18 protein-coding genes and 1 tRNA gene are annotated in these 24,372 nt (G+C 70.7%); 8 read left to right on the top strand and 11 right to left on the bottom strand.

Annotated elements, in window-relative coordinates; translation table 11 throughout:
* Positions 1–113: 113 nt before the first annotated feature.
* Positions 114–260 (top strand): hypothetical protein, encoded by a 147-nt coding sequence (locus tag LWF15_RS27250; RefSeq protein WP_232813802.1) that lies wholly within the window; start codon positions 114–116, stop codon positions 258–260.
* Positions 257–1,465, top strand: a complete 1,209-nt coding sequence (locus LWF15_RS27245) for a glutathionylspermidine synthase family protein (protein WP_232813801.1) — start codon at positions 257–259, stop codon at positions 1,463–1,465. The genes LWF15_RS27250 and LWF15_RS27245 overlap by 4 nt, the downstream gene beginning before the upstream one ends.
* 50 nt (positions 1,466–1,515) lie before the next feature.
* On the opposite strand, the gene LWF15_RS27240 is transcribed toward LWF15_RS27245, so the two are convergent.
* Positions 1,516–2,382, bottom strand: coding sequence for a sugar phosphate isomerase/epimerase family protein (locus LWF15_RS27240; protein ID WP_232813800.1), 867 nt, complete (start codon positions 2,380–2,382; stop codon positions 1,516–1,518).
* Between the two features lie 260 nt (positions 2,383–2,642).
* On the opposite strand from LWF15_RS27240, the gene LWF15_RS27235 reads away from it, so the two are divergent.
* A complete protein-coding gene (locus LWF15_RS27235; RefSeq protein ID WP_232813799.1) occupies positions 2,643–5,288 on the top strand; it encodes an AMP-binding protein in 2,646 nt (881 codons plus the stop codon).
* 12 nt (positions 5,289–5,300) lie between these two features.
* On the opposite strand, the gene LWF15_RS27230 is transcribed toward LWF15_RS27235, so the two are convergent.
* Both LWF15_RS27230 and LWF15_RS27225 read right to left on the bottom strand, forming a co-directional pair.
* The gene (locus LWF15_RS27230) at positions 5,301–6,491 is read right to left on the bottom strand and encodes a hypothetical protein (RefSeq protein WP_232813798.1); all 1,191 of its coding nucleotides are present in this window, start codon (positions 6,489–6,491) and stop codon (positions 5,301–5,303) included.
* 228 nt (positions 6,492–6,719) lie between these two features.
* The gene (locus LWF15_RS27225) at positions 6,720–7,436 is read right to left on the bottom strand and encodes a hypothetical protein (protein WP_232813797.1); all 717 of its coding nucleotides are present in this window, start codon (positions 7,434–7,436) and stop codon (positions 6,720–6,722) included.
* A 272-nt stretch (positions 7,437–7,708) separates the two neighbouring features.
* Between LWF15_RS27225 and LWF15_RS27220 the strand changes: the two genes are divergently transcribed.
* Positions 7,709–7,781: transfer RNA gene (locus tag LWF15_RS27220), tRNA-Asn, on the top strand.
* 527 nt (positions 7,782–8,308) lie between these two features.
* Here LWF15_RS27220 and LWF15_RS27215 read toward each other — a convergent pair.
* Positions 8,309–10,867: a sensor domain-containing diguanylate cyclase gene (locus tag LWF15_RS27215; protein WP_232813796.1), complete on the bottom strand. Its 2,559-nt coding sequence runs from the start codon at positions 10,865–10,867 to the stop codon at positions 8,309–8,311.
* A 212-nt stretch (positions 10,868–11,079) separates the two neighbouring features.
* Here LWF15_RS27215 and LWF15_RS27210 point away from each other — a divergent pair, with 212 nt between their 5' ends.
* From LWF15_RS27210 to LWF15_RS27195, 4 genes are all read left to right on the top strand, one after another.
* Positions 11,080–12,264 carry an NAD(P)/FAD-dependent oxidoreductase gene (locus LWF15_RS27210; protein WP_232813795.1) on the top strand — a complete coding sequence of 395 codons (1,185 nt, stop codon included), beginning with the start codon at positions 11,080–11,082 and terminating at the stop codon, positions 12,262–12,264.
* Between the two features lie 75 nt (positions 12,265–12,339).
* Positions 12,340–13,074 carry a hypothetical protein gene (locus LWF15_RS27205; RefSeq protein WP_232813794.1) on the top strand — a complete coding sequence of 245 codons (735 nt, stop codon included), beginning with the start codon at positions 12,340–12,342 and terminating at the stop codon, positions 13,072–13,074.
* Positions 13,071–15,857 carry a hypothetical protein gene (locus tag LWF15_RS27200; RefSeq protein WP_232813793.1) on the top strand — a complete coding sequence of 929 codons (2,787 nt, stop codon included), beginning with the start codon at positions 13,071–13,073 and terminating at the stop codon, positions 15,855–15,857. The genes LWF15_RS27205 and LWF15_RS27200 overlap by 4 nt, the downstream gene beginning before the upstream one ends.
* Positions 15,854–16,504 (top strand): hypothetical protein, encoded by a 651-nt coding sequence (locus LWF15_RS27195; protein ID WP_232813792.1) that lies wholly within the window; start codon positions 15,854–15,856, stop codon positions 16,502–16,504. The genes LWF15_RS27200 and LWF15_RS27195 overlap by 4 nt, the downstream gene beginning before the upstream one ends.
* A gap of 22 nt (positions 16,505–16,526) precedes the next feature.
* Here the strand turns inward: LWF15_RS27195 and LWF15_RS27190 are convergent, their stop codons facing one another.
* From LWF15_RS27190 to LWF15_RS27160, 7 genes are all read right to left on the bottom strand, one after another.
* On the bottom strand, positions 16,527–17,813 hold the full coding sequence (locus LWF15_RS27190; protein WP_232813791.1) for a hypothetical protein: 1,287 nt from the start codon (positions 17,811–17,813) through the stop codon (positions 16,527–16,529).
* 74 nt (positions 17,814–17,887) lie between these two features.
* Positions 17,888–19,132, bottom strand: a complete 1,245-nt coding sequence (locus LWF15_RS36875) for an RNA polymerase sigma factor (RefSeq protein ID WP_269810893.1) — start codon at positions 19,130–19,132, stop codon at positions 17,888–17,890.
* 15 nt (positions 19,133–19,147) lie between these two features.
* Positions 19,148–19,579 carry a YciI family protein gene (locus tag LWF15_RS27180; RefSeq protein WP_232813790.1) on the bottom strand — a complete coding sequence of 144 codons (432 nt, stop codon included), beginning with the start codon at positions 19,577–19,579 and terminating at the stop codon, positions 19,148–19,150.
* A gap of 57 nt (positions 19,580–19,636) precedes the next feature.
* Entirely contained in the window at positions 19,637–19,981 is a 345-nt protein-coding gene (locus LWF15_RS27175) for a hypothetical protein (protein WP_232813789.1), read from the bottom strand.
* Entirely contained in the window at positions 19,978–22,494 is a 2,517-nt protein-coding gene (locus LWF15_RS27170; RefSeq protein WP_232813788.1) for a glycosyltransferase family 2 protein, read from the bottom strand. The genes LWF15_RS27175 and LWF15_RS27170 overlap by 4 nt, the downstream gene beginning before the upstream one ends.
* A 42-nt stretch (positions 22,495–22,536) precedes the next feature.
* Positions 22,537–23,064, bottom strand: a complete 528-nt coding sequence (locus tag LWF15_RS27165; RefSeq protein ID WP_232813787.1) for a MarR family winged helix-turn-helix transcriptional regulator — start codon at positions 23,062–23,064, stop codon at positions 22,537–22,539.
* A 708-nt stretch (positions 23,065–23,772) separates the two neighbouring features.
* Positions 23,773–24,345, bottom strand: a complete 573-nt coding sequence (locus tag LWF15_RS27160; protein WP_232813786.1) for a hypothetical protein — start codon at positions 24,343–24,345, stop codon at positions 23,773–23,775.
* Between the last annotated feature and the right edge of the window lie 27 nt (positions 24,346–24,372).

Raw genomic sequence — 24,372 nt, 5'->3', positions numbered from 1 at the left:
GGGACAGGGGGGGGGCGGGGGCGGGGGGGGGGGGGGGAACCCCCGGGCTGCGCGGGGGCGGGGGGGGGGGGCCCCCGCCGATCGGCGGGAAGATCGCCAGCTATCCGGGCGGCGTGACCACCCTGCCTTCCGGGCACGCCGGGGCCTACGGCGGCGCCGAGGCCAAGGGCGGCACGGTCAGCAAGGCCAGCGCCAAGACGGCGATCGAGCGCGGCGGGTTCGGCAAGACCAGCCGCAGCAGTGGGAGCGTGGGCGGTTGATCAGGTTGCCGCAGACTCCGCGGCCGAACGCGTACCAGCTGGTCGAGGAGGAGGGGCTGGCCTACGCCCGCGAGCGCAACGACGGGCCGGACGAGCTCCCCTACTGGTTCGAGGGTGCCGCCTACCGGTTCACCGAGGCGCAGGTCGACGAGCTCGAGCGGGTCACCGACGAGCTGCACGCGATGGCCATGCACGCCACCCGGGTGATGTGTCACGACACCGCCACCCTGCGGCGGCTGCGGATTCCCGAGTACGCGTGGCCGCACCTGCGCCGGTCGGTCGAGGAGAACTGGACGCTGTACGGGCGTTTCGACCTGCTGTGGGACGGCAGCGGGTCACCGAAGATGCTCGAGTACAACGCCGACACCCCGGCCGCGCTGGTGGAGACCGCGGTCACCCAGTGGTCGTGGCTGGAGACCGTCCAGCCCGACCGCGACCAGTGGAACATGCTGCACGAGCGGCTGGTGCGCACCTGGCAGAAACACCTGGGCGACAACGAGTTCGTCCACCTGGTGGCCGGGGTGGCCGAGCCGCTGGAGGACTGGAACACCATCGCCTACCTGGCCGACACGGTGCGCGAGGCCGGTGGCCGGCCGATCACCCTGCCGATCGACCAGATCGGTGTCACCGGCGACGGCCGCTTCGTCGGGCTCGAGAACGACCCGATCCGGACCTGTTTCGCGATGTACCCGTGGGAGTGGATGCTGGCCGAGGACTTCGGCCGCCGCGCGGTCGAGTCCGGTGTGGTCTGGCTGGAGCCGGTGCACAAGGTGCTCACCGGTTCCAAGGCCGTCCTGGCCACGATGTGGGAGCTGTACCCCGATCACCCGAACCTGTTGCCGGCCTACTGGTCGCCCGACCGGCTGGGGCCGGACTACGTGGTGAAACCCGTGCACGGCTGGGAGGGCGCCGGAGTGAAGGTGGTGCGCGACGGTCGCACCGCGGCCAGCGTGGCCGACCGGCACACCGCCGGCCAGGAGGCGATCTACCAGACGTACCAGGAGATTCCGCGGATCGGCGACTGCCTCCCGGTGCTGGGTACCTGGGTGGTCGGCGGGCACGCAGCCGGTCTCGGGATCCGGGAGACCGACGCAGGCCGGCTCATCACCGACACCCAGGCCCGCTTCGTCCCCCATTTCATCGACGCTCCCCGATCCACCCCGCAAGAGGTGCAGGGCTGGATCGACGAGGCCGAACAGAACTGATCAGAACTGCTTGAGGACGTCGGTGAGCGGCCACGGTGCGGCCGCTCACCTCAGGCGGCGGCGGGCTCGCGCAGCAGTGCTTCCACCGAACGCGCGGCGAGCATCGCCACCTCGACCGGGTTGCGGGCGTCCAGTTCGTCGGAGAGCACCTCGACGGCAAGGGGGAGCTGCACGCCGACCTCGTTCAGGGCGCCGAGGAAGCCGGCCAGGTCGACCACGCCCGCGCCGGGCAGCAGGCGGCCGTGCCGGCCCTCCTGCCGGAGGTCTTCGTAAGGCGTTGCCCCCGCATCGCACAGCTGAACGGCGAACACCTCGGAGGCCGAGAGCGTGCGCAGCTCGTCGGTGGTGCCGCCGGAGCGGTGCCAGTGCCACGCGTCGAGCATGAGCCCAGCGTTGCCGGTTCCGGCCTGGGACACCAGTTCTCGGGCATCGTTCAGGGTGCGCAGGGAGCTGTAGGGCATGAATTCCAGTGCGATCCGCACGCCGTGGTCGGCGGCCCGGGTGCACAGGCGGCGGAACTGCTGTTTTTGGACGTCGGTGGGCACGTCGGCGAAAAGGCCCACGTTGATCTGGGGCACGCCGAGCAGATCGGCCAGATAGAAGAGCAGGTCCTCCTCGAGCCGCACGCCGCGCACATCGGCCTCACGCCACCAGTCGGTCAGGAACTCCAGCTCCACCACCCGCAGGCCGTGGCGGGCCACGTAGTCGGCCAGCTGCTCCTCGGAGAACTCCGAGCGCCGGGCGTCCAGGTAGTCGACGGCCCCCAGGCCGATCCCGGTGAAGCCTGCGGCGGCCGCGGCCAGCACGCGGTCGGAGAACGAGGCGTAACGCAGAGTCATGGCCGAGAGGTGCAGGTCCACCGGACTGGTGCGAACGGGAGTACGGCGGGTGGACCAGGGGCCCGGGGCGTCGATCATGCGTTCACCCTACGAAACGAATTCTTCAGCTGTGGTGCTTCTCCGATTTCTCTCAGCCGTATGCGTCTATTGTAATGATGAAATTCCCTCCTTTCCACCGCGAACCGGTACATATCGCCTCGCCCCGGGTCGGCATTGTTAACACCACAACGGGCGCGTAACCCGGATTCCTTGGCATATTGGAGTGCCGACAGACAGAAGTCTCACGCTGCGTAATGGATCACCATTGACGCCCGCGCGTGGGGAACAGGGAGGGGATCATGACCGCGCAGACGGTTCACACCGGGCGCCGCGCCGATCCGTTGACTTATGCGGATGTCGAAGCAGGCACCATTGCCCGGCTACGTCACGTAGTCATTGCCCAGCCCGATGCAGTGGCCGTCCACGACGGCGACCTGAGCCTGACCTACGCCGAGTTCGCCCTCCGCGTCGCTGCCGTGCGGCGCCAGGTGTTCGCCGCCACCCACGGCCCGGCCGGCTCGCAGGACGAGCGCCCGGTCGCGCTGCTGTACTCGCACGGCGCCGCCGCCGTGGCCGCGGTGTGGGGCATCATCGCCTCCGGCCGGCCGATCCTGGTGCTCGACCCGCGCACTCCCCCGGCCCGGCTGCGCTCGTTCGTCGAACGGGTCGACGTGCGCCTGTGTCTCACCGACCAGGCGAACGCGGCCACCGCCGCCGAACTGGTGGAGCAGGTGCTGGTCGACGCCTCGGCCGAGGAGAGCGGCAGCCCGGCCGATCTGGACGCGCTCTGGGGCACCGCCCCCAGGCCCACTGACGCAGCGGCCTACGCCTTCACCTCGGGCTCCACCGGCCGTCCCAAGGTCGTCGTCAACGATCACCGCATGCTGGTGCGCGACGCCTGGGCCAACGCCCGGGCCACCGACTGCTACGACGTCGACGACGTGGTGGCGCACACCCTGCCGATGGCCTTCCACGCCGGCCTGATGGCCACCTGTGCCGGCATTCTGGTGGGCACCACGATGGCTCTCTACGACATCCGCTCGCGGGGTATCAACGGACTGCCCGCCTGGATCGAGCAGAACCAGATCACGATCGTCCAGGCCAGCCCCGCGATTCTGCGCAACCTGGTGGGCATTTCACCGGATCCGCGGCTGCTGGCCCGGCTGCGCTCGGTCACGATCGCCGGTGAGGCCGCCTACGGCCCGGACATCGAGGCCGCCCGGGCCCTCTTCCCGGCCGGCTGCACGCTGCGCAACCGCTACGGCTCGTCCGAGACCAGCCTGCTCACCGAGTACCAGGTCGACAGCGAGCACCCGCCGCTCGAGGGCCTCCTCCCGGTCGGCCGGCCCATTCCCGACATCGAGCTGAGAATCGTCGACGCAGAAGGCGTTCCGGTCCCGGTCGGCGGTTCCGGCACGGTCACGCTGACCGGTCGCAACCTGGCCACCGGCTATCTGGGCGACCAGGCGGCCACCGACAAGGCCTTCACCCCCGACCCCGCCACCGGCGGTCGCACCTACCGCAGCAGCGACGTGGGCACGGTCGGTCCCGACGGAGCACTGCGGCTGCTCGGCCGTCGCGACCACAGCGTGAAGATCCGCGGCTACCTGGTGGAACCGGGTGAGGTCGACGCCGCGCTCTCGTCGATGGAAGACGTGCGCGAGTCGCTGACCGTGGGGGCCGAGAAGGGCGGCGACAGCGGCGGCAAGCGGCTGGTCTCGTACGTCGTCTCCACCGCCGACCGGCCCAGCGCCGCCGCGATCCGCCAGCACCTGGCCGGTGTCCTGCCTTCGTACATGGTTCCCGAGAGCATTGTCTTCCTCGAGGCCCTCCCCCGCACCGACCGCGGAAAGCTCGACCGCAACGCCCTTCCCGAGCCGCCCGAGGTCACCGCCGGCCGGGGCGCCGAGCACCTCAGCGAGTGGGAAGAGGTGGTGCGGGCCCTGTGGTGCAGCGTCCTCGCGCTGCCCGAGGTGGGCCTGGAAGACGACTTCTTCGAGCTCGGCGGCGACTCGCTGGCCGCCGAGAGCCTGATGAGCCGGATGGCCTCCGAGCTCGGTGTGCCCACGGCCGAGGCGCAGACCACCGTGCTGGTGCAGGCGCCCACCCTGGGCGAGTTCGCCGAGCGGGTCACCCGCAAGGTCGACGTCGCCAACCAGACGCTGGTCCCGTTGCGCGGCACCGGTTCCCGCCCGCCGCTGTTCCTGCTCACCGGGGGCGGTGGCCTGGGCGTCACGCTGGTGCCGCTGGTCCGGCACCTGCCCGAAGACCAGCCGGTCTACGCGCTGCAGGCCCATGGGCTGGAGGCGCGCGGAATCCCCGACTGGAGCGTTGAGGCTTCGGCCCGCCGCCACATCAAGACGCTGCGCACGATCCAGCCGGTGGGGCCCTATTTCATCGGCGGGCACTCGTTCGGCGGGGTGCTGGCCTACGAGGTGGCCCAGCAGTTGCGCGAGGCTGGGCAGCAGGTCGAACTGCTGGTGGTGATGGACTCGTTCCCGCCCGACGGCAAGTCGCACGCGCCGCTCGAGGGCACTCCGGTGCAGAAGCTGAAGACGGCGCTGGGCGTGGCCACCACGGGCCTGCGCGGTACCCCCGGAGACGACCAGTACTGGCGTTTCTGGCGGCAGAGCAACTATCTGCACATGCGTTACCGGGCGCGCCCCTACGACGGGGAGACCCTGGTCATCGTGGCCGCCGACAGTGAGGAGAAGGCCGAGCGCCGCTCCTGGGCGTCCTTCCTGACCGGCACCTGGCGGCTCACCCACGTTCCCGGTGACCACATGTCGATCCTGCGCGACCCGTACGCCCTGAAGACGTCGCAGCTGATCTGGGAGCAGCTGGAACCGGCGCAGCGGCGCGAGCCCAGCGACCCACCCCAGCGCCGGGAACGCTCCCGCCCCCGGCTGTTCCGGCGCAGCAAGGCCTGGCCGGACCAGTTCTGAGATCCGAACGGTTCAGCGGTAACCCGCGGCGCCGGTGATGGTCGACTCCTCACCCGGCTCCGCGGCCCGCGGCGAAAGCCCGGCCAGCAGGTCGTCGTAGGAGGTCTTCAGCGCGTTGGGCATCCGCCAGCCCCAGACGCCGTAGGGCTTCCACACCGCCTCGACCAGCAGCATCCGGCCCTCCACGGGGATGAAGGTGGCCCGCACCCGGGCATTGTTGGTGATCTGGGTGCACTCCCGCGTGGAGGAACGCACGCTCGTGCGGTAGATGCTGGTGTTGTCCGGGTCGTCGCCGTTCCAGCCACAGAACAACGGCAGCCGGGCGTAGCGGCTCTGCGGTTCGGCCATCGACGAGCGCCGGTAGTCGATCTGGGTGGCGGTACGCCCGTCCACCTCGACCGTGCGCACGCCACTGATGAACACGTCGGGGTGACTGCGCAACCAGCCCGCCGGATCCGGGGGCATCGGGGCCCGCAGACCGTTGGGGGTCACCACCTCTTCGGGAACGGTCACCAGAACCCAGCCCCCCGAGGCGAACTGCACCCCCACATAGCTTTCGTCGGCCGTGGCCACCGCGCCCTCGGGCAGGTTCAGCGCCACCGGGGCAGTGAGATGCCGGCCCAGCACGACCGTGTCCCCGGTGGGCTCTTCTTCACCGGCCAGGATCCCGGGGATAGACAGCCCGGCGACCACGGCGGCCAGCACAGCCGCTGCGAGCACGAACACCTTGCGCCTACGGGGATCGGGCGGGGCCGCCTTGCCGCCCTCGTCCACCCACCCGTCAGGTTGGTCGAGATCGGTGGCCCAGTCGGAAGCGTCTTCAATTGGCGCCCTGCTGGTATCGGTTGCCGGGCGCTCACCGAGGTCGTACTCCCAGACCCCGCCCTGCCCATCGATCGCCTCCGCCGCAGGGGCGGCACCACCGGTCTTCTGCACAGCCAGAATGGGGGACGACGATGGTGGCGTACCCAGCGTGCGTACCGTTGGGGAGGGCACCAGTTCGGGAGCCCGGGCATCACTTCCCGGCGCCCAGGAGGACGCTTCGGGGGCCGCCGGACTCTCGTCCGGCTCAGGCGGGGCAGTCTGCCGGGGCTTGCTACGAGCGGTGGAGATGATCACCGGCTCCTGCCCCGGTGGACCCCACAGAGCTGCCGACTCCTCAGGCGACATCTCTCCCGAAGCCTGCGACACCGAACCCGCCATTGCCGACTCCTCGTTCACTTCACGCCTACCCGGAACATTGTCACATCCCGATAACGATTCGGCCTGTTGGGTGACAACGGCGAGTCCGATCGGGTGGTTCCCAGATTTCAAGGCAAGTGAAGAGACCGGGCCGACACCACCCGTCCTCAAGTTCGAAACAGCAGTTCAGACGCCCGACGGCCCGCCACGATCAGGTGGCGGGCCATCGGGGTTCCGATCGACTCTGACTCAGGCCACGCCCAGGAAGGACGACTCGCTGGTGCCGGGGCTGCCGTCCTCACTCTGTTCCGAGTCCTCGCCCCGCTCTCCCGGGCCCCAGTGGTCGAAGCGCGGCCCCTCGCCGTCCAGGCCCTTACGCAGCTCACCCGGAGCAGGCAGCTTGGGCAGGCCCTCCTCGACCACCTCACGGATGCGCTCCTCGAGGTTCTTCTTCACCTCGGCGGCGTTCTCCTCGGAGATCCGGCCGGCCTCGACCGCCTCGTCGACCTTCTCGGTGGCCGCCGCGACCAGCGCGTCCACCACCTCGTCGACGCTCTTGCCCTTCTCCTCGGCCAGCTCCTTCAGCGACTTGCCGTCGGCCAGACCGCTCTCCGCCTCGTCCCGGGAGAGCCCGAGCGCCTCGGCCACCTCGTCCAGGGCGACCCCGAACGGGCCCCCCATCCGAAGGTGCATCCCCGGCCCGGCGAAGTCGGCGTCCGACAGCTTCTCGGCCACCTTGTCGGCCTGCTCCTGAGTGAGTGTGCCGTCCTCGACCAGGCCCTTCAGCGCCTCCTGGATCCGCGACTCCCCCCGCTCCTGGCGCTCGGCGGGCTCGCCGGGCTCGGCGCTCGCCGAGGGCGAACCGCCCGGCGTCTCGTCGGCGAAGGCCGGATAGGCCGCGAACCCCGCAGCTCCCAGAGCGATGGCCCCGGAGGCCACCACCACCGTCAGTCGTCGTGTGCGCATGCTTCGGTTCCCCTCGTTCGGGGCCGCCCCCGCCAAGTACCCCCGGACCTGAACCGGGTCGGGCGCCGCCCTCCACCCTCGACGCTGATGCCGCCCCCTGTGGCCGGGCTTGGCCGCACCTGGCAGTTCCCTGTGAAGCTGTGCGCCACCTGTGCCACCCCTGTGACCCAGCTCCCAGTCACTCCTGCGCCACACCGGGCCGGGGATGGTCACGAGCACTGCCCCGGCTGCGGTAGAGTTTTCCGTGCCGGAGGGAACTCCGGAGAGCACGATCCCCCGTAGCTCAATTGGCAGAGCATGCGACTGTTAATCGCAGGGTTACTGGTTCAAGTCCAGTCGGGGGAGCTTCCACTCCTGGTCAGAGGCTTTTAGCCTCCCAGGGAGTGCGGGTCGAAGTCATCTTTCCGACCGTTTTCCCCCACATAAGCGCCGCTCGCACGAGGGTGGGGATATTCGAGCTGCGGTGCACTCACCTCGTCCAGCCACTAGAGCTGCTGCGTCGTGATCTTCAGACCGGCAGCCGCGAGGTTCGAGGCAAGCTGATCCACGCTCCTCTGGCCGACAACGGGAACAATCCCCTTCGACATCGCCCAGTGGATCACCATCTGCTCCTTGAGCCTTGCATCGGTCTGCCATGGGCAGCCGACTTTCGCGGCAGTAGCCCAGCTTTCTCACCGCTGGCCGTACGATCCATAACGTGAAGTGGGGTAATTCTTCATACATCGTCCAGCTCCGCGAACGTTCTTGATGCGCCGGCCTCCATCCACAGGGCGCTGTCACTGGCCCGCCCTGAAACGTCGCCTCTGTCCCGCTCCACGCGAGGGCACCACAGGCCTGCGCCGTGCACACCAACCCGCGTCGGCTCTGACCTCTCACCGAAGGCTCAACCGCACAGCCCCTTTCCCCGCCCGCTTCGCCTCGTACATCGCCTGGTCGGCCGCGTGCAGCAGCTCCGGCCCGGTGTCTCCGTCGACCGCCACCGCCACGCCGATGCTCGCGCCCACCCGGGCGCGGGTCTCGGACAGGTCGAACTCCTTGGAGAGCACGGCCAGCACGCGGCGGGCGGTCTGCAGGGCAGTCTCCGCGTCGGGGATGCCCGGGCAGAGCACCGCGAACTCGTCGCCGCCCAGCCGGGCCACCACGTCGGAGGCCCGCACCGAGGCCGCGATCCGGTCGGCCACCTGCACCAGCAGTTCGTCGCCGGCGCCGTGGCCCTGGGTGTCGTTCACCGCCTTGAACCCGTCCAGGTCCAGGTAGAGCACCGCCACCTGGCCCGAATGCCGCTCTCGCAGCTCTCTTTCCAGCTGACGGTGCAGGTGGAGGCGGTTGGGCAGGCCGGTCAGGGAGTCGTGGGCGGCCTCGTGCTGGAGGCGGTCGGTGAGTTCCTTGCGGGCGGTGATGTCCTCGATCAGGAGGATCAGGTAGGGCTCGCGGTCGCCGCCGGGGCGCACCGCCGAGGCGGAGACCCGGCCCCAGCGCTCGGCGCCGTCCGGGCGGTTCAGCCGGCGCACCGTGGTCACCGTGTCGAGCTCGCCGCTCTTGAGCCGCAGCAGGTTGTCCTGTGACTGCTCGTAGTGCTCGGGGTCCTCGAGCAGGTCGCCCACGGTGGCGCGGAGCAGCTCGGCCGGGCCCATTCCGGCGAACTCGGACAGGGCGTCGTTGACCCGAAGGAAGCGTCCGGGCTGAGTCGACGAGAGCGAGACCATCGCCATGCCCATCGGGGCCGTGTCGAAGGCCAGGCGGAAGCGTTTCTCGCTCTCGGCCAGCTCCTCCTGGGTCCTCAGCACGCTGGTCAGGTCGGTGACCACGCCGATGAAGCCGATGAGTTTCCCGTCCGCCCCGTCCTGCGCGGTGACGGTGAGCTGGCCGGGGAAGGTCGAGCCGTCCTTGCGCGCGAAGATCCGCTGTCCGCTGTAGGTCCCGTTCCTCTCGATCCCCGCCGCGGTCAGCCGCCGCGGGTCCGAGCCGCCCAGGACCTTCTGGTCGTGCAGCTCCAGGGTGGTGATCTTGCCGATCACCTCCTCGGCCCGGTAGCCGAAGAGCCGCTCGGCCCCCACGTTGAAGAAGCTGATCTTCCCGTTCTTGCCCTCGGTCCCCAGGATCGCCGTCCCGGTCACCGCGTTCAGCACCGCGGTCAGCTCGGCGTGGGCCTGACTCACCCGGGCAGCGGCCGAGCGTGCCTCGGTCACGTCCTGGACGGTGAAGAACACGTACTGCAGGCCCCCGGCGCGATTGCGTTCGGCGATCATCCGCAGGACCACGTCCCGGACTTCGCCGTCCGGCCGGACGATGCGGTACTCGGTGGTCTGGGCACGGCCGTCGTCCTGGGTCAGCGCAGCAATGTCGGCGGCCACCCGTTCCCGGTCCTCGGGATGCACCCGTCTCATGTAGGTCTCGGTGCCCGGCACGTCCTTCTCCGGGTCGGTGCCCAGGACCAGGTGCAGGCCGTCGCTCCAGGTGGCCCGGCCGGTGGCCGGGTACCAGCGCGAGGAGCCGAGCCCGGCCAGCCGCTCGGCCTCGTTCAGGTCGGCCGTCCTCTGCGCCAGCAGGGCCACGGTCTGTTCGCGCAGGCGCGCCGAGATCGTCGTGAAGATCACCGCCAGGGCCATCACGGCGACGGAACTCTGCAGCGTGATCAGGCCTTCGCGGGAACTGTCGAACGCCGCGATCCGGCCCATCCCCCGGTTGGTCCCCACGGTGATGATCAGGGCCCCGACCAGCAGGCTGGCCGTGGAGCGCAACGGCCCCAGGCGAAGAGCCCCCCAGATCAGCGGCAGCACCAGCAGCATCGAGGGGAACAGGTGGTCGTTGGTCAGGAAGAGCAGCGCGGACAGGACGGTGGTCGCGCCCAGCTGGAGCAGCCATTCCAGGTTGCGGCGGAACTCACGCAGCTGCCCGAGCAGTTCCCGGCGGCTGATGTAGACCACCAGGCATGGACTGACCAGCAGCAACGCCAGCAGGTGATTGCGTACGAACTCGCCCCACAGGCTGATCGCGGCGCGCTCGCCGAAGGCACCCCCCGCCACTGCGAAGACCACCGAGGCCAGCATGCTCGCGGCGAGCACGCTGGCCAGTACGCGCGGCGTGTCCATCAGCCGTTCCTCGAGCGCGCTGCGAGGTCTGAGCCGGCGCAGCAGGAGCGCGACCAGCAGGCTCTCGCACAGGCCGGCTGCCAGTCCGGCGAAGTTGACCGGGGTCTGGGCGATCCCGACCACCACGGCCAGGGTCCCCGTCACCAGGCCGATCACGACCGACGGCCAGAGCTTCGGCGACAGGTAGACCAGCGCTACTGCACCGAATCCGGCCAGCGGCCAGAAGACGGGCTCCCCGGCCCCGGGATGACGGAGCGGATCGTGCCCGAGCCAGGCCAGGAATCCGGCCACCACCGCAACGATCAGGAACACGAGGATGCGCGCTCCCGATCTCGGCACGCCCCTCGCCTCCCGCTGCTGTAGCCCTACGTTCAAGTACTCGATCGGGGGACGAGGGCCCGCGCCTGAGCGGTCCGGCGCAGCTCACCCGGTCGGCTCAGAAGGGCGCCACACAGAGTCAGAGCATCCAGAAGAGCACCAACTATGGACGGATGCGGCCGCCTCGGTCGCCCAGTCCCGGAACGCTCGTGCGGGGTTTCGTACCATTGCGCATGACCATCTCACCGCCGCGCTCCGCCCGACCGCTTCCCCCCGTCGAGGCCGACGTGGTGGTGATCGGTGGTGGGGTGATGGGCCTCAGCACGGCGTACCACCTGGCCGCGGCCGGTGTGGACGTGGTGCTGCTGGAGGGGCGGCAGCTGGGCAGCGGCTCCACCGGCAAGGCCGCCGGCGGCCTGCGCACGCTGTTCGCCGACGAGGTGGACGTGCGGCTCGCGCAGCACGGCCGGGAGGCCCTGCACCGGTTCGGCCGGGATCTCGGCAAGGACGTCGAACTCCAGGTCAGCGGGCACCTGTTCCTTCTCGACGACGCGGCTGACGTGGCGGCCTTCGAGGCCGCCGTGAAGGTGCAGAACTCCCTGGGTGGGAAGAGCCGGATGATCGATGCCGAGGAGGCTCGGCGGCTGGCACCGTTGATCAGTACCGAGGGTCTGCTGGCGGCGGCCTACTCACCGGAAGACGGGTACTGCTCGCCGGAGGCGGTGGTGGCCGGCTACACCGGCGCCGCGCGCAAGCTGGGGGTGGAGATCCTCACCGGCACCCCGGCGACCGGCATCCACGTCGAGAACGGCCGGATCCAGGCGGTTCTCAGCCCCGCCGGGCGGATCGCCACCAGCACGGTGATCTGCACGGCCGGTGCCTGGTCGGGCCGGATCGGGGAGTGGGCCGGGGTGGAACTGCCGGTCCGGCCACTGCGCGTGCCGACCGCGCTCAGCACACCCGTCCCCGACCTGCCGCCGGGCCTGCCGTTCACCGTCGACCTCGGCACCTCCTTCGCCTTCCGGCCCGAGGGCTCCGGCCTGCTGCTGGGCGCCGCCGAGCAGCAGGAGAGCTGGGCCTTCGACCAGAACCCGGCCGAGAGCTGGCTCGACGACCTGGCCCGGGCGATGGCCGTGCGGGTGCCCGGGCTGGGCGAGGTCGGCGTCCGCCACAGCCAGGCCGGGCTCCACGAGATGACACCGGACCGCAACGCCCTGATCGGTGAGGCCGCCGACGTCTCTCGTTTTCTCTACTGCACCGGCTTCTCCGGGCAGGGCCTGGCGATGGCGCCGGCCGCCGGCGAGGTGATGCGCGACCTCTACCTCGGGGCCACGGCAACGGTGGAAGTGGGCAGCCGGTCCGCCGAGCGCTTCGGGGCCCGTCCGAGCTACGAGCTACCGGCCATCAACACAAAGTAGCCAATCTACTCCGCGCAGTCATATACCGGCATAAGCCCATCCAACCCCTGGGGGTTGTCCCTAGAATCCGTCCCGATGTCCCAACCGTCCGCACCCACCGAAGAACCGGCGCCCGAAGGCAGCCGGGTGGCGAGCCGTCTTCTCGAGCAGCCACTGCGCAACCTCGGCGTCGGAGTCACCGCGATCGTGCTGGGCACGACCGCGGCTTTCGGCGGTCTGGAGGAGGCCCAGGGAAGCGCCGCCTCCACCGACGTCGTGGTGGGCAGAACGATGACCGCGGACCCGTTCGACATCACGATCCGGCGCCTGCTCTGGGTGTCGGAACTTCCCGGTTTCCCCACCAGCGCGGAGGGGAACCGGTGGCTGGCGATCGTCGCGGACGTGAAGAACACCTCGGACGAGACGCTGCTGCCCTACTACGCGAAGGAGGCCCTCACCGTCAGCGACGTGGAGGGCCTGCCCAAGCCGCCGGAGATGGACCTGACCACGACCATCGAGGACGACCGCACCGACCGGGTCGGTCCCGACCAGCTGGTGCACTTCCCCGACAGCACCCAGCTGAGCCCACTGCAGCCGGGAATGACTTACCAGGCCGTGTACCTGTACGAGCAGAAGGCGGACGCCGAGCCTGCGCAGAAGGTCACGGTGCAACTGGTCGCGCACACCCTGCGGCCGAACTCCTTCGACCAGGTGGAGATGTGGCTGGACCCGGTGGTGAAGGCCGAGTCGAGTCTGGCGGTGCTACCGCCGGAGAAGTCGGCTGACGCGCAGGACGACACGAACGAGGAGACAGAGGCGGCGGCCGGGTGAGCAACGAGAACGACCACGGTAGGCCGACACTGGTGACCGGGCCGCAGGACCGGTCCGAGCCCGAGGAGCTGGCCAAGGCCCGTCCGGGCAAGGAGGGCGAGGTCTGGCCCCCGCCGGTGTACCGCGACGTCACCGGGCGCCCCATCCCGCTGGCCGCCGGCTGGGAGGCCCCGGAGGGCGAGCGTCCGCGCGACCACGCCCACCAGCGCTGGGCCGGAGCCGCCGAGGCCATGAAGGAAGAGGCTGCCAGCCTGTTCGCGGCCGATTCCCGGCAGACCCAGGCTGACTACCGGCCGCCGGTGTCCTACCCGGCCACGGCCGGGGGCAGCGCGTTCTTCACCGGTGCCCGTCAGGCTGCCAACGATCAGCAGACCGGTGGTCAGGCTCTTCGCACCGGCGGTCAGTCGGTGCGCACGGGTGGCCAGGCTGTTCGTACCGGCGGTCAGGCTGTTGGGACCGGCGGTCAGGCTGTTGGGACCGGCGGTCAGGCTGTTGGGACGGGCGGCCAGTCCACGCGCACCGGCGGCCAGAGCACTCGAACCGGCGGTCAGGCATCTCAGCCGCGGGAAGAGCAGCCGACGGCCGCGCCGTACGCCGACCCGGCGGCAGAGCGCGCCGAGGCCCCCCGTCGGCCTCTGCGCGACTACCAGCAGAACTACCCGCGTACCTCGCCCGGCGGTTTCCAGCAGCCGCTCGGTGACGACTACGCCCCGTTCGAGGACTACCAGCCCGGGCAGACCGGCGCTCAGCCGCAGATCCAGGGTGAGGCGCCGGGGTGGGACGAGCCTCGGTACCAGCAAGGGCGCTCGGCCACCGGTGAGCAGCCGGCCGGGTGGCAGCAGGTGCAGCCGTCGCAGCAGCTCAACCGCTATGCCGGTGGACCGGCCGAGAGCTACTCGGAGAACTACGCCGAGCAGGACGAGACCCGGCGTGCAGCCGACGGCCGGAATGCCGCGCAGGAGAACTGGAACACGCCCCAGGGCGGCTACGCCTCTCAGGACGAGACCCGCCGCGCGCCGGACGGCTGGGGCAGCCGCCAGGACAACTCCTCCCGGCAGGACGAAACCCGCCGCGGACCCGACAGCTGGAACGCCCCCCAGGACGACTACCAGTCCCAAGAAGAAACCCGCCGCGCACCCGATGGCTGGGACAGCCGCCAGGACAGCCCCTCCCGGCAGGACGAAACCCGCCGCGCACCCGACGGCTGGAACGCCCCCCAGGACGACTACGCCTCCCAGGACGAGACCCGCCGCGCACCCGATGGCTGGGACAGCCGCCAGGACGCCCCCTCCCGCCAGGACGAAACCCGGCGCGCACCCGACGCCCGAAATGGCCAGCAGGAGAGCTGGAACACGCCCCAGGGTGGCTACGCCTCCCAGGACGAGACCCGGCGCGCACCGGACGGCTGGGACAACCCTCGGGACGACTACCCCTCTCAGGACGAGACCCGCCGGGCACCCGACGGCTGGGGTAACTCATCCCGGCAGGACGAAGCCCGCCGCGGACCCGACGGCTGGGACGACCCCCAGGACGACTACCCGTCCCAGGACGAAACGCGGCGGGCCGGCGAGGGCCAGAACGCGGCGCAGAACTACTCCGCGCAGGACGAAACTCGCCGCGCACCGGACGGCTGGAACGCACCCCAGCAGGGCTACCCCGGCCAGGACGAGACCCGCCGGGCGCCCGAGCGCGCCCGGGGCTGGGACTCCCCTGGCGACGAGGTGCCGGGCTGGGGTCCGCAGACCGGCCCCACCCAGGGCGGCAACAGTGGCGGCCAGGGCTGGGCGGCCCCGGCCCGCCAGGAGCCGTACCAGCGCGACGACTACGAGTCCGAGTCCTACAGCTCCGGCTCGAACTCCGGTGCCAACCCCGGCTCCAACGCTGGGTCCAACGCTGGCGCCCGTGACCAGTACCGCGGCCCCGAGCAGCCTCGTCAGGGCGGTTTCCCCGACCCTGAGCACGAGTACGACCAGATCCGTCAGCGCGGAGGCCGTCTGCTCGGCGGGCCGTGGCCCGACGACCCCGGCTACGGCGACCAGAACGACTGGGACAACCAGGCTGGGTACCGAGGCGCCCACGGCCGTCCTCCGCGCGGGCACGGCAACCCGCCCCGCGGCGGCCGGAACGGCAAGCGGCGGGTCAGCTACCGCACCCGCGCCGGAGTGGCCGTCCTGATCATCGTCGCGCTCGCGGTGGGCCGATTCGTCAGTCAGTACTCCGACGACGTGCTCGGCCAGACCCGTCCGTTCCTGCGCGAGGGCACCGTGGGCAAGCCCGTCGACCTGCGCTACGCCCAGGTGACGGCGACCGACGCGCAGGGCTCGGCCTGTGTCTCGGCCGGCTTCAACGGCACCTTCCGCTCCCCCGGCGTCTTCGTCGTGGTGCCGGTGAAGATCGTGCCCAAGGGCCGCGCCGCGCAGTTCCAGTACGCGGCGATCGAGGACAGCGAGGGGCGGCTCTACACCACGTCGACGCTCGGTCGTTCCTCGTTCGACATGGGCTCGGCCCAGGCCGGCGTGGCCCGCTACGCCACCGTGATGATCGAGATGCCGAAGGACCGGGTGGCCGGTGCCCGGCTCCGGCTGGCCCTGAACGAGCTGTACACCAAGCAGGACGACATGACCGACATCGACCTGGGCATCAGTCAGAAGGACGTGGACGCCTGGGTCAAGAACGCCGAGACGATCACCGTCGGCGAGTCCTCGGACCTCCCGCCCGGCCAGAACCAGGAGGCGGCAGCCGAGGCCGAGGCCCCCTGTGAGGGCCCGGTGGTACCGGAGTGAAGTCCTTCGCCCGGCACTCCAACCGCCGGACCGGCTGGCTCTCCCGCAACCGCTGGGGTCTGGGCCTGATGCCGCTGGCCACCGTCCTGGCTCTCGCGGCCAGCTCGGACCGGGTGAAGACGTACTGGTGGGAGGCCGACCTGCACGATCCGGTGGTGGCCGAGCAGGGCGAGTGGTTCGAGTACTCGCAGCCGTACGAACTCGACGACGGCAAGCACGTCATGTCGCTGCGGGTGCGACTGGACTCGGTGCGCACCATGACCGACGCCGAGGTGTCGGCCGGCTCGCTCGGCACCGAACTGCCCGAGGGCACCAAGGCGGTCGAGGTCAGCCTGTCGGTGGCGGCCGACCCGAACATGCCGCTGGCCGGGTGCCAGGGGATGCTGCGCGGCGACGACGGCACCCAGTACGCCTACCAGCAGAGCATGGTGGGCGAGATCGAGGCGGGCTCGGTGTGCACCCCGGTGAGCACTCCCGGTCCGATGACCTTGTTCGGCAAGCTGGAGATGCCCGGCCCGGACGAGGAGCCGCGGCCGAAGGAGTACTCGCTGAAGCGGGCCTGGGTGATCCCGAAGGACGCGGTGGTCAGCGAGTTCGACCTCTGGTGGGAGATCCCGGAGTACATCGCCTTCCGCGCCGGCTCCTGACCGGTCCCTCGTCCAGAGGTGGTCAGGCCTGCTGACCGGTCGGTTCTTCCTGCTGGTCCTGCTGGTCCTGCGCGCCTTCCGGCGTCGCCCCGCCGGTGGCCAGGACCCGCTCGACCGCGGCGGCCAGCAGGCACACGGTCACGGTCAGGCCGACGGCCCGGGTGATCGTGGTGATGTGCGGGGTGAAGGCCAGCCACGGGGAGGCCGCCTGCGGGCCCACGATCCAGCGGGCCAGCTCGTTCAGGGCGTCTTCCAGCCGCTGGGCGGCCAGGAAGGCGAGGGCGAAGATCAGCATCGGCGCCAGACCGGCTACCGCCAGCTGACGCAGCCCTCCGGTGAGGCCGGTGAAGCGCTCCTTCACCTCGCCGGTGAGCTCCCCGCCCCAGCGCTGCACCGGGCCGGGCACCATCCGCAGGATGCGTGGCTGCGGCGGGGGCGGCGGCTCGACCAGCTTGTGCCCGTAGACGACCGCTCCGACGGTGAGCCAGGCCACCGGCAGCACGACCAGCGAGTCCACGCTGCTGAGGATCCCGATGACGAACGCACCGGTGGCGTCGACGGCGTCGGCGAACGGGCCGAGCTTGTCCAGCAGCGACTCCCAGCCCTCGATGAACATCTCCAGGCCGCGCCGGCTCTCGGCCCACGTCCAGCCGATGTTCTTGAAGTCGCGGAAGTGCGCCGCGATGGCGACCATCCAGACCGCCTCCACGTAACCGCCGAGCAGGCCCAGACCCCACAGCGCCTTGCGGCCCTCGAGCTTGGCCAAACCGAACTTGAGCACCACGGCCACCACGATGACGGCCACCAGCACCCAGCCGCTGCCGATGTCGAAGCGGGAGGTGTCGTTGCTGACCCCGGAGGCGCCGCCGAAGTAGTCGTTCTGCGCGAACTCCTCGCCGAACAGCGAGTTGAGGTACCGGTCGATGTCCTCTTTGAGGAACCCGTAGGTGGCGTAGACGGCCAGGAACGGCACCAGGACGCTGGCCAGCATGTCGAGCAGCCGGCGTTCCCGATGGCGGATCGGGTCTTCCGGGCCGACGGTGTCGGCGGCCTGGGCGAGCGAGGGCAGCGAGTGCCGCAGCGCGTAGAGCATCAGCACGATGCCGGTCACCGCCGAGAGCGGGGCCAGCACCAGGGTGAGCACGCCGAGGGTGTTGTAGATGTCGCTCATCCGCACGGCCGCCCAGATCGCGCCCATCCGGGCCGCCAGGGCGAACAGCGCGATGGTGAGCAGGACCGGCCAGTGCTGCAGCCAGAGCTTCGCACCGGCCCCCACCACCACGAACGCCTCACGGACCGCTTTCAGCACAGCAGGACAATAGGCGAACGATCCGGCGTCGAGCCCGGCTTACGACGAATCCGGGTGAATCTGGGCACGATCAGTCACGAAAGTTCACGGGCCCGGGCCAGCAGCGCCTCGCGCTCGCGGGCGTTGGTGGCCATCGAGGCGGCCAACCCGAACTGGGCCCGGGCCTCGTCGGCGCGGCCCAGCCGGGCCAGCAGGTCGGCCCGGACGCCGGGCAGCAGGTGGTAGTCGCGCAGGGCGGGTTCCTCGGCCAGTGCCTCCACCGCCTCGAGCCCGGCCTGCGGGCCCAGGGCCCGGCCGACGGCGACGGCCCGGTTCAGCGCGACCACCGGTGAGGGCAGCACGGTGAACAGGACCTGGTAGAGCGCGGCGATGCGCATCCAGTCGGTCTCCTCCGGGCTGCGGGCGCGGGCATGGCAGGCCGCGATCGAGGCCTGCAGCACGTACGGCCCGAAGGTGCCGCCCAGCTCCTGCGCCTTCTCCAGTGCGGCCAGGCCGCGCCGGATCAGCAACTGGTCCCAGCGACCCCGGTTCTGCCGGTCCAGCGGGACCGGCTCACCATCGTCCCCAGTTCTGCTCGCCAGCCGGGAGGCCTGGATCTCCATCAACGCGACCAGCCCGTGCACCTCGGGCTCCTGCGGCATCAGCCCGGCCAGGGTGCGGCCCAGGTGCAGGGCGTCCTGGCAGAGCGCGGGGCGCAGCAGATCGTCGCCGGAGCTGGCCGAGTACCCCTCGTTGAAGATCAGGTAGGTGACCTCGAGGACCGAGGCCAGCCGGGCCGGGCGCACGTCCGGGGCGGGCACCTCGAACGGCACCCGCTGCTGGGCGAGCGTGCGCTTGGCCCGGCTGATCCGCTGCGCCACCGTGGCCTCCGGCACCAGGAAGGCGCGGGCGATCTCGGCCGTGCTCAGCCCGCCGAGCAGGCGCAGGGCCAGGGCCACCCGGCCCGGGGTGGGCAGGACCGGGTGGCAGGCGACGAAGATCAGCCGCAGGACGTCGTCCTCAATCGCGTCCGGATCGATCGGGAGGCCCTCGTCGTGGTCCTGGATCCGGTGGCCCAGCTCGGCCAGGTTCTCGGCGAGTTTCGCGTCCCGCCGGATCCGGTCGACGGCCCGGTTGCGAGCGGTCGTCATCAGCCACGCCGCCGGATTCTGCGGCGTACCCCGGACCGGCCACTGCTCCAGGGCGGAGACCAGGCAGTCCTGCGCGATCTCCTCGGCCACTCCGACGTCGCGCACCAGACGGGTCACGAACGCGACGATGCGGGTGGCCTCGACCCGCCAGACACCTTCGATCAGGGCGTGCGGGGACGGCTCGGCCATCCCCGCACCCAACCACTAGCCGGGGAAGTTGGTGAAGTCCTCCGGCCCCATCACCCGACGGATCTCGGAGCTACCTTCCCAGCCCGGCCAGAGCTCCTGATGGCAGCGCAGGAACCGGCTGGTCCACTCGACCGCCTCCTCCTGGCTGCGCAGCTCGTACATGGCGTAGCTGGTGATCGTCTCCTTGGCCTCGGTGAACGGCCCGTCGGTCACCGTGATCTTCCCGCCCTCCAGCCGGACCTCGGCGCCGGCCGACACCGGGGTCAGTCCCCCGGTGTCGAGCAGTACCCCGGCCTTGGTGGCCTCCTCGCCGAGTTTGGCGATGGCGGCGAACAACTCCGGCGGCGGGTTACCGCCCAGCTGGTTCTCGGCCGCCTTCAGAATCACCAGATAGCGCACTTGGTCGTTCCCCTCGTCGTCACGGATACGGCTGTTCTCAGCCTTCACCGAACTCGACGATCGGGCGGACGGGTTCTCGACAAACGTCCGTAAGAAAGTTCTTGGCTATCCCAGACGCCAGCTCAGGAACGCGGACGAGCCGAACGCGGCGGCAGCCGGAAAGAGCAACAGGCAGGTGGCGGCGAAGGCGGCCCCGGACTCACCGGGGCGGTGCCGGGCCGTGACCACTGCGCCGATCGCGACCAGCACGGCGACCGGGATCAGGGCCAGCGGCTCGATCAGGACCAGCATGCCGAAGATCAGGCCGGCCAGGAGCCCCTCGGCGGTGGAGCCGTGGATGGTGAACCGGCGCAGGGCGCGCAGCAACAGGAAGACCAGGACGGCGCCACCGAAGACGGCGAGCCAGAGCTCCAGGTGCCGGGGTAGGTCGAGCGGCAGGTCGCCGATCACAGCGGCTCCGGGTAGACGATGCGCGGCGGGGTGCGCTGGTAGGGCGCGGGTTTGGGGGTGCGAGTGCGCAGACGGGTCAGGGCCCGGGTGAACAGGCCTACGGAAGCCTTCTCGGTGTCGGCGGTCGAAGCGGCTGTGGTGCCGGTCGCGGGCGTGGTTGCGGCGGGCGAGGCCGGGGTTGCGGCAGCCGGGGCTGTAGATACGGCGGTGAAAGCCTCGGCTGCGGCAGTCGGGGCCGTAGTTGCAGCGGTCAAGGCCACGGCTGCGGCAGTCGCGGCGGTAGTTGACGCCGCCGGGGCGGCGATGGCGGTCGGGTCGGCGGCCGCGAAGTCGGTGGGCGAGGCGGCGGTCGGGGCCGCAGCGGTGATGGGGTGGGCCGAGGTCTGGGCAGGCACCACACCGGAGACCGGAGAAGGGGCGGGCGTTGCTGCGAGAACCGGAGCCGTTGCCGGAGCCACAGCCCCGGACGCCAGCAGCGCGGTCTGCCCGGCGGGAGCCGGCAGCGCAGCGGGAGCCGACAGCGCAGCGGGGGCTGGGAGCGCAGCGGGAGCTGGGAGCGCGGCAAGGGCTGGGTCGGCGGCGGGAGCGTGGGCGCCCGACAGGCCGTGGGTCGTCTTCTCCCAGTAGTGCGGCTTGGTGATCAGCTGCCAGAGCGCCTTGTACGCCGACACCGAGTGCATCATCCAGTAGACCGGGTTCAGCAGCGCCCAGGGCACCAGCCGGTAACGACGGCGCTTGAAGGCGCCCATCATCGTCACGTAGATCATCATCGCGTTGCCCAGCAGCAGGTTGGCCAGGCTGATCTCGAGGATCGGCGAGGGGAAGATCGCGCTCAGCGCCTCGATCGGCATCACCAGGCTGGTCAGGAACAGCGCGTACAACGGTGGCGAGAGCAGGAACGACAACGGTGTGCCGCCGACCAGCAGGGCGAAGGCCAGGGCCTGCACGGCGCCGGCCTCCCGCACCAGCCGCACCGGGTGCCGGGTGTGCACCAGCGTGGTCTGCAGGTAGCCCTTGATCCAGCGGGAACGCTGCCGGATCCAGTTGCCGTAGGCCCGGTTGGCCTCCTCGTACGTGGTCGAGTTGATCACGCCCACGGTGTAGCCGAGCGAGGCCGCCCGGATGCCCAGGTCGGCGTCCTCGGTGACGTTGTACGGGTCCCAGCCGCCCAGGTCGCGCAGCGGCTGGGTGCGGAAGTGGTTCGACGTGCCGCCCAGCGGGATGGGCAGCCGCAGGGCCTCCAGACCGGGCAGCATGTAGTCGAACCAGAAGCTGTACTCCAGGGTGAACATCCTGGTCAGCGCGTTCTCGTCGGCGTTCCAGTAGTTCAGTGCGGCCTGCACGCAGACCAGCTTGTCGTTGTCCTGGGCCTGCGCCCGGCGGAACGCGATCACCGCCTTCTTCAGCTGGTCCGGCTCCGGCCGGTCCTCCGCGTCGTAGATCACCAGGAACTCGCCGCGGGCGAAGAACAGGCCGATGTTGCAGGCCTTGGGCTTGGTCTGCGGCCCGCCCTTGGGCACCACCACGAAGGTGATCGTGCTCGGGCAGTCGGCGGCCGCGGCGGCCCGGCGGGTCTCCTCGTCCTCCTCCTCCAGCAGGAGCAGGATCTCCAGCTTCTCGGCCGGGTAGTCCAGCCCGCCGAGGTTGCCGATCAGGTCGGCCACGATGTTGGCCTCGCGGTAGACCGGCACCAGCACCGTGTAGACCGGCAGTTCGTCGTCGGTGAGCGCGGCCACGTCCTCGTCGGTGATCGGGACCGCGGCCTCCCGGCGGGCCCCGACCACGCAGACCACGAACTTGAACACCACGCCGACCAGGAAGAAGACGGCGATCAGCATGGACAGCACGAGCAGCGAGACCATCGGGGCGAGGACCGCACCGAGCACAGCGACCGCGATCGCGGCCACCCCGGCCACGGCCTGCGCGGTGGACAGCACCGAGCGGGCCGAGGCCGCGGGGTGGCGCTGCCACAGCCCGTTCGCGGCCTCGTCGATCAGCTGTTCCCGGAAGACCTGACGCATGGCCAGGGCGATGTCCCAGTCCGACGTCACCATCAGCCGGACGGGGCTTCCCACCCGCTGCTCGATGTGCCCGCACCGGGCCGCGCTGGGTTCCTCGGCGGTGGCCACCACCAGCACCCCGTCGGGGTCGCGGCGGACCGGGATCCAGCCCTCGTCCACCAGGGTGCGCGGTTCCAGCCCGGCCACCAGCTCCGGGTCGATCACGGTGTGCGCCACGTCGACGAACTCGCTGTCCCAGACCTGGGCCAGGGTGCGGTACAGGTCCAGGCGGCGCACCAGACCGGAGGCGATCAGGATCGCGCCGAGCCGGGAACCGGTGCGCTTCTGCACGTCGAGCGCCCAGGCCAGGTCACTCGCGGCGAGCAGCCCGCGCTCCACCAGCACGTCGCCGAGCAGGTCGGACTCCGGGGCCCGCTGCTGCGGAACCCGCCCGACCACACCTCCCGGCACCGGCTGTGAGCCGATCGGGTCGATCACCGCGCTACTCGTCACACCCTGCGACGTCGGCGGGGCCTGGACGGTGTTGAGCGAGTGTCACCAGATCGGGCGCAGCGGCGGAACCTCACTTCCGGCCTGAGACCGGACCAGCTGGGCGAGGCGGGTGCGCAGCTCGGTGAGCCCGTTCCCGCCGAGCCACTCGGCCAGCCGGGCCTCCTGCCGGGCCTGGACGTAGCCGGCCGCCCGGAGGTGCTGCTGGGCCTTGCTGGTGATCACGTAGTGCGGGTGCCGAGGGCCGCGCGGCCCGGGGATGCGCCGCAGGTAGCCGCGCTTCTCCAGCTCCTTGGCCAGCTTGACCGCCTCCGGCGTGGCCACCCCGATCTCCTCGCCCAGCTCGTCGCTGGTGCAGCCGCCGCGGGTCTGCAGCACCGAGAAGGCCAGGTCGTGCAGCGGGCCGAGCTGCTCGTAGCCGGCCGCGGCCAGCTCGGTCATCGTCTCGGCCCGCACCGTCTGCAGGGCCAGACGCAACAGGTGGGTGAGGTCGGAGTCGGCCAGCGGATCGGGCTCTTCGGCAGTGACGCTCTCTTCGGCCGGCTCGGCATCTTCAGGCTCTTCGGCCGACACCGCTTCAGGAAAAGGCGAAGGCTCGGGGAAGGGCGCCGGCGGGGCCGCAACCGGAGGATTCGGAACGGCTGCAGAGGCTTTCGGGACAGGCAGGGCCCGGGCCGAAGGCTGAGAAGCACCCCACAGATCCTGAGGTTCCGGCTCGCTCAGGGCTTTCTGAGACGACGGCTGCTCGACCCAGGCGTTCTGAGACTGACCACCGCTCCAGGCGACCTGAGAGGACTGCCCGCCACGGGCGTCCTGAGATTCAGCACCACCCCAGGCGCCCTGAGACGGCTCCTCGACCCAAGCGTCCTGAAACTGACCACCACGCAAGGCACCCTGAGGCGTCTGCTCACCCCAAACGTCCTGAGACTGACCAGCACCCAAGGCACCCGGAGACGACTGCTCAACCCAAACGTCCTGAGACTGACCACCACCCCAGGCGACCTGAGAGGACTGCCCGCCCCAGGCGTCCTGAGATTCACCACCGCCCCAGGCGCCCTGAGACGGCTCCTCGACCCAGGCGTCCTGAGACTGTTCGACCATCCAGGCATCCGGAGACGAAGCGCCGCCCCAGGCGTCCTGAGGCTCTTCAACCGACTCGACCGACTCGACCGGCTCAGCAGGCCCAGCCGGTCGCCCCGGCGGCCGGGCCCAGCTGATCGGGGCAAACCGGAAGTCGTCCTCGCCGCTCACCCCGTCTGCGCTCCCCATCATCACCATGGTCTACAGCACCGGAGGAGCGCCGGCATTGAGCCCCTGCTCGCCGGCCTCGGCCCAGAGATCGGCCAGAGCCTGGTCGATCACCGGTTTCACATCGGGGGCATCAGCCTTGAGCCCCGGGGGCAGCAGCGACTGGGCGACCAACCGGCCCTCCGGATCGCGCCGCAGCGCCACCCGTGCCGGTTTGCCGCGTGGCATCGGCACACTCGCAGTGAGCACCACCGACGACTGCACCCGCTCCCGCACCACCTCGGGCAGGCGGCCGATGTCGTCCTGGATCTCCAGAGGCGTGGTCTTGCGCGTACCCACCCACCAGATCACCAGCATCGCCGAGTCCTGGTCCCAGACCGCGTGGTCCACCTCGCTCCAGCTGCGCACGATCCGCTCCCCGCGCGGGGTGACGATGCGCAGGTCACGCACCGTGGCCGCGGCCGCCCCGCCACCGACCAGCACCGACCAGGCCAGCAACCGGGGTTGCCGGGGTTGGTCCAGGCCGAGCGCCTTCTCGGTCTCCGGGGGCATGGTGACCCGCTGGGGAAGCTTGATCAGGCGGGGCAGTCGCGGAACCAGACGCATCTCAGCACCCACTCGACTCGGGGACGT

The organism is Kineosporia rhizophila, assembly GCF_021277265.1.
GTDB lineage: Bacteria > Actinomycetota > Actinomycetes > Actinomycetales > Kineosporiaceae > Kineosporia > Kineosporia rhizophila.
The sequence above is the reverse complement of the archived record's forward strand: the minus strand, read 5'-3'. Positions and strand labels throughout refer to the sequence as shown.

Coding starts and splice junctions, on each gene's coding strand:
- LWF15_RS27225 (WP_232813797.1), bottom strand. CDS start 7,436: ATGCGCACACGACGACTGACGGTGGTGGTGGCCTCCGGGGCCATCGCT.
- LWF15_RS27240 (WP_232813800.1), bottom strand. CDS start 2,382: ATGATCGACGCCCCGGGCCCCTGGTCCACCCGCCGTACTCCCGTTCGC.
- LWF15_RS27205 (WP_232813794.1), top strand. CDS start 12,340: ATGTCCCAACCGTCCGCACCCACCGAAGAACCGGCGCCCGAAGGCAGC.
- LWF15_RS27230 (WP_232813798.1), bottom strand. CDS start 6,491: ATGGCGGGTTCGGTGTCGCAGGCTTCGGGAGAGATGTCGCCTGAGGAG.
- LWF15_RS36875 (WP_269810893.1), bottom strand. CDS start 19,132: ATGGCCGAGCCGTCCCCGCACGCCCTGATCGAAGGTGTCTGGCGGGTC.
- LWF15_RS27210 (WP_232813795.1), top strand. CDS start 11,080: ATGACCATCTCACCGCCGCGCTCCGCCCGACCGCTTCCCCCCGTCGAG.
- LWF15_RS27235 (WP_232813799.1), top strand. CDS start 2,643: ATGACCGCGCAGACGGTTCACACCGGGCGCCGCGCCGATCCGTTGACT.
- LWF15_RS27160 (WP_232813786.1), bottom strand. CDS start 24,345: ATGCGTCTGGTTCCGCGACTGCCCCGCCTGATCAAGCTTCCCCAGCGG.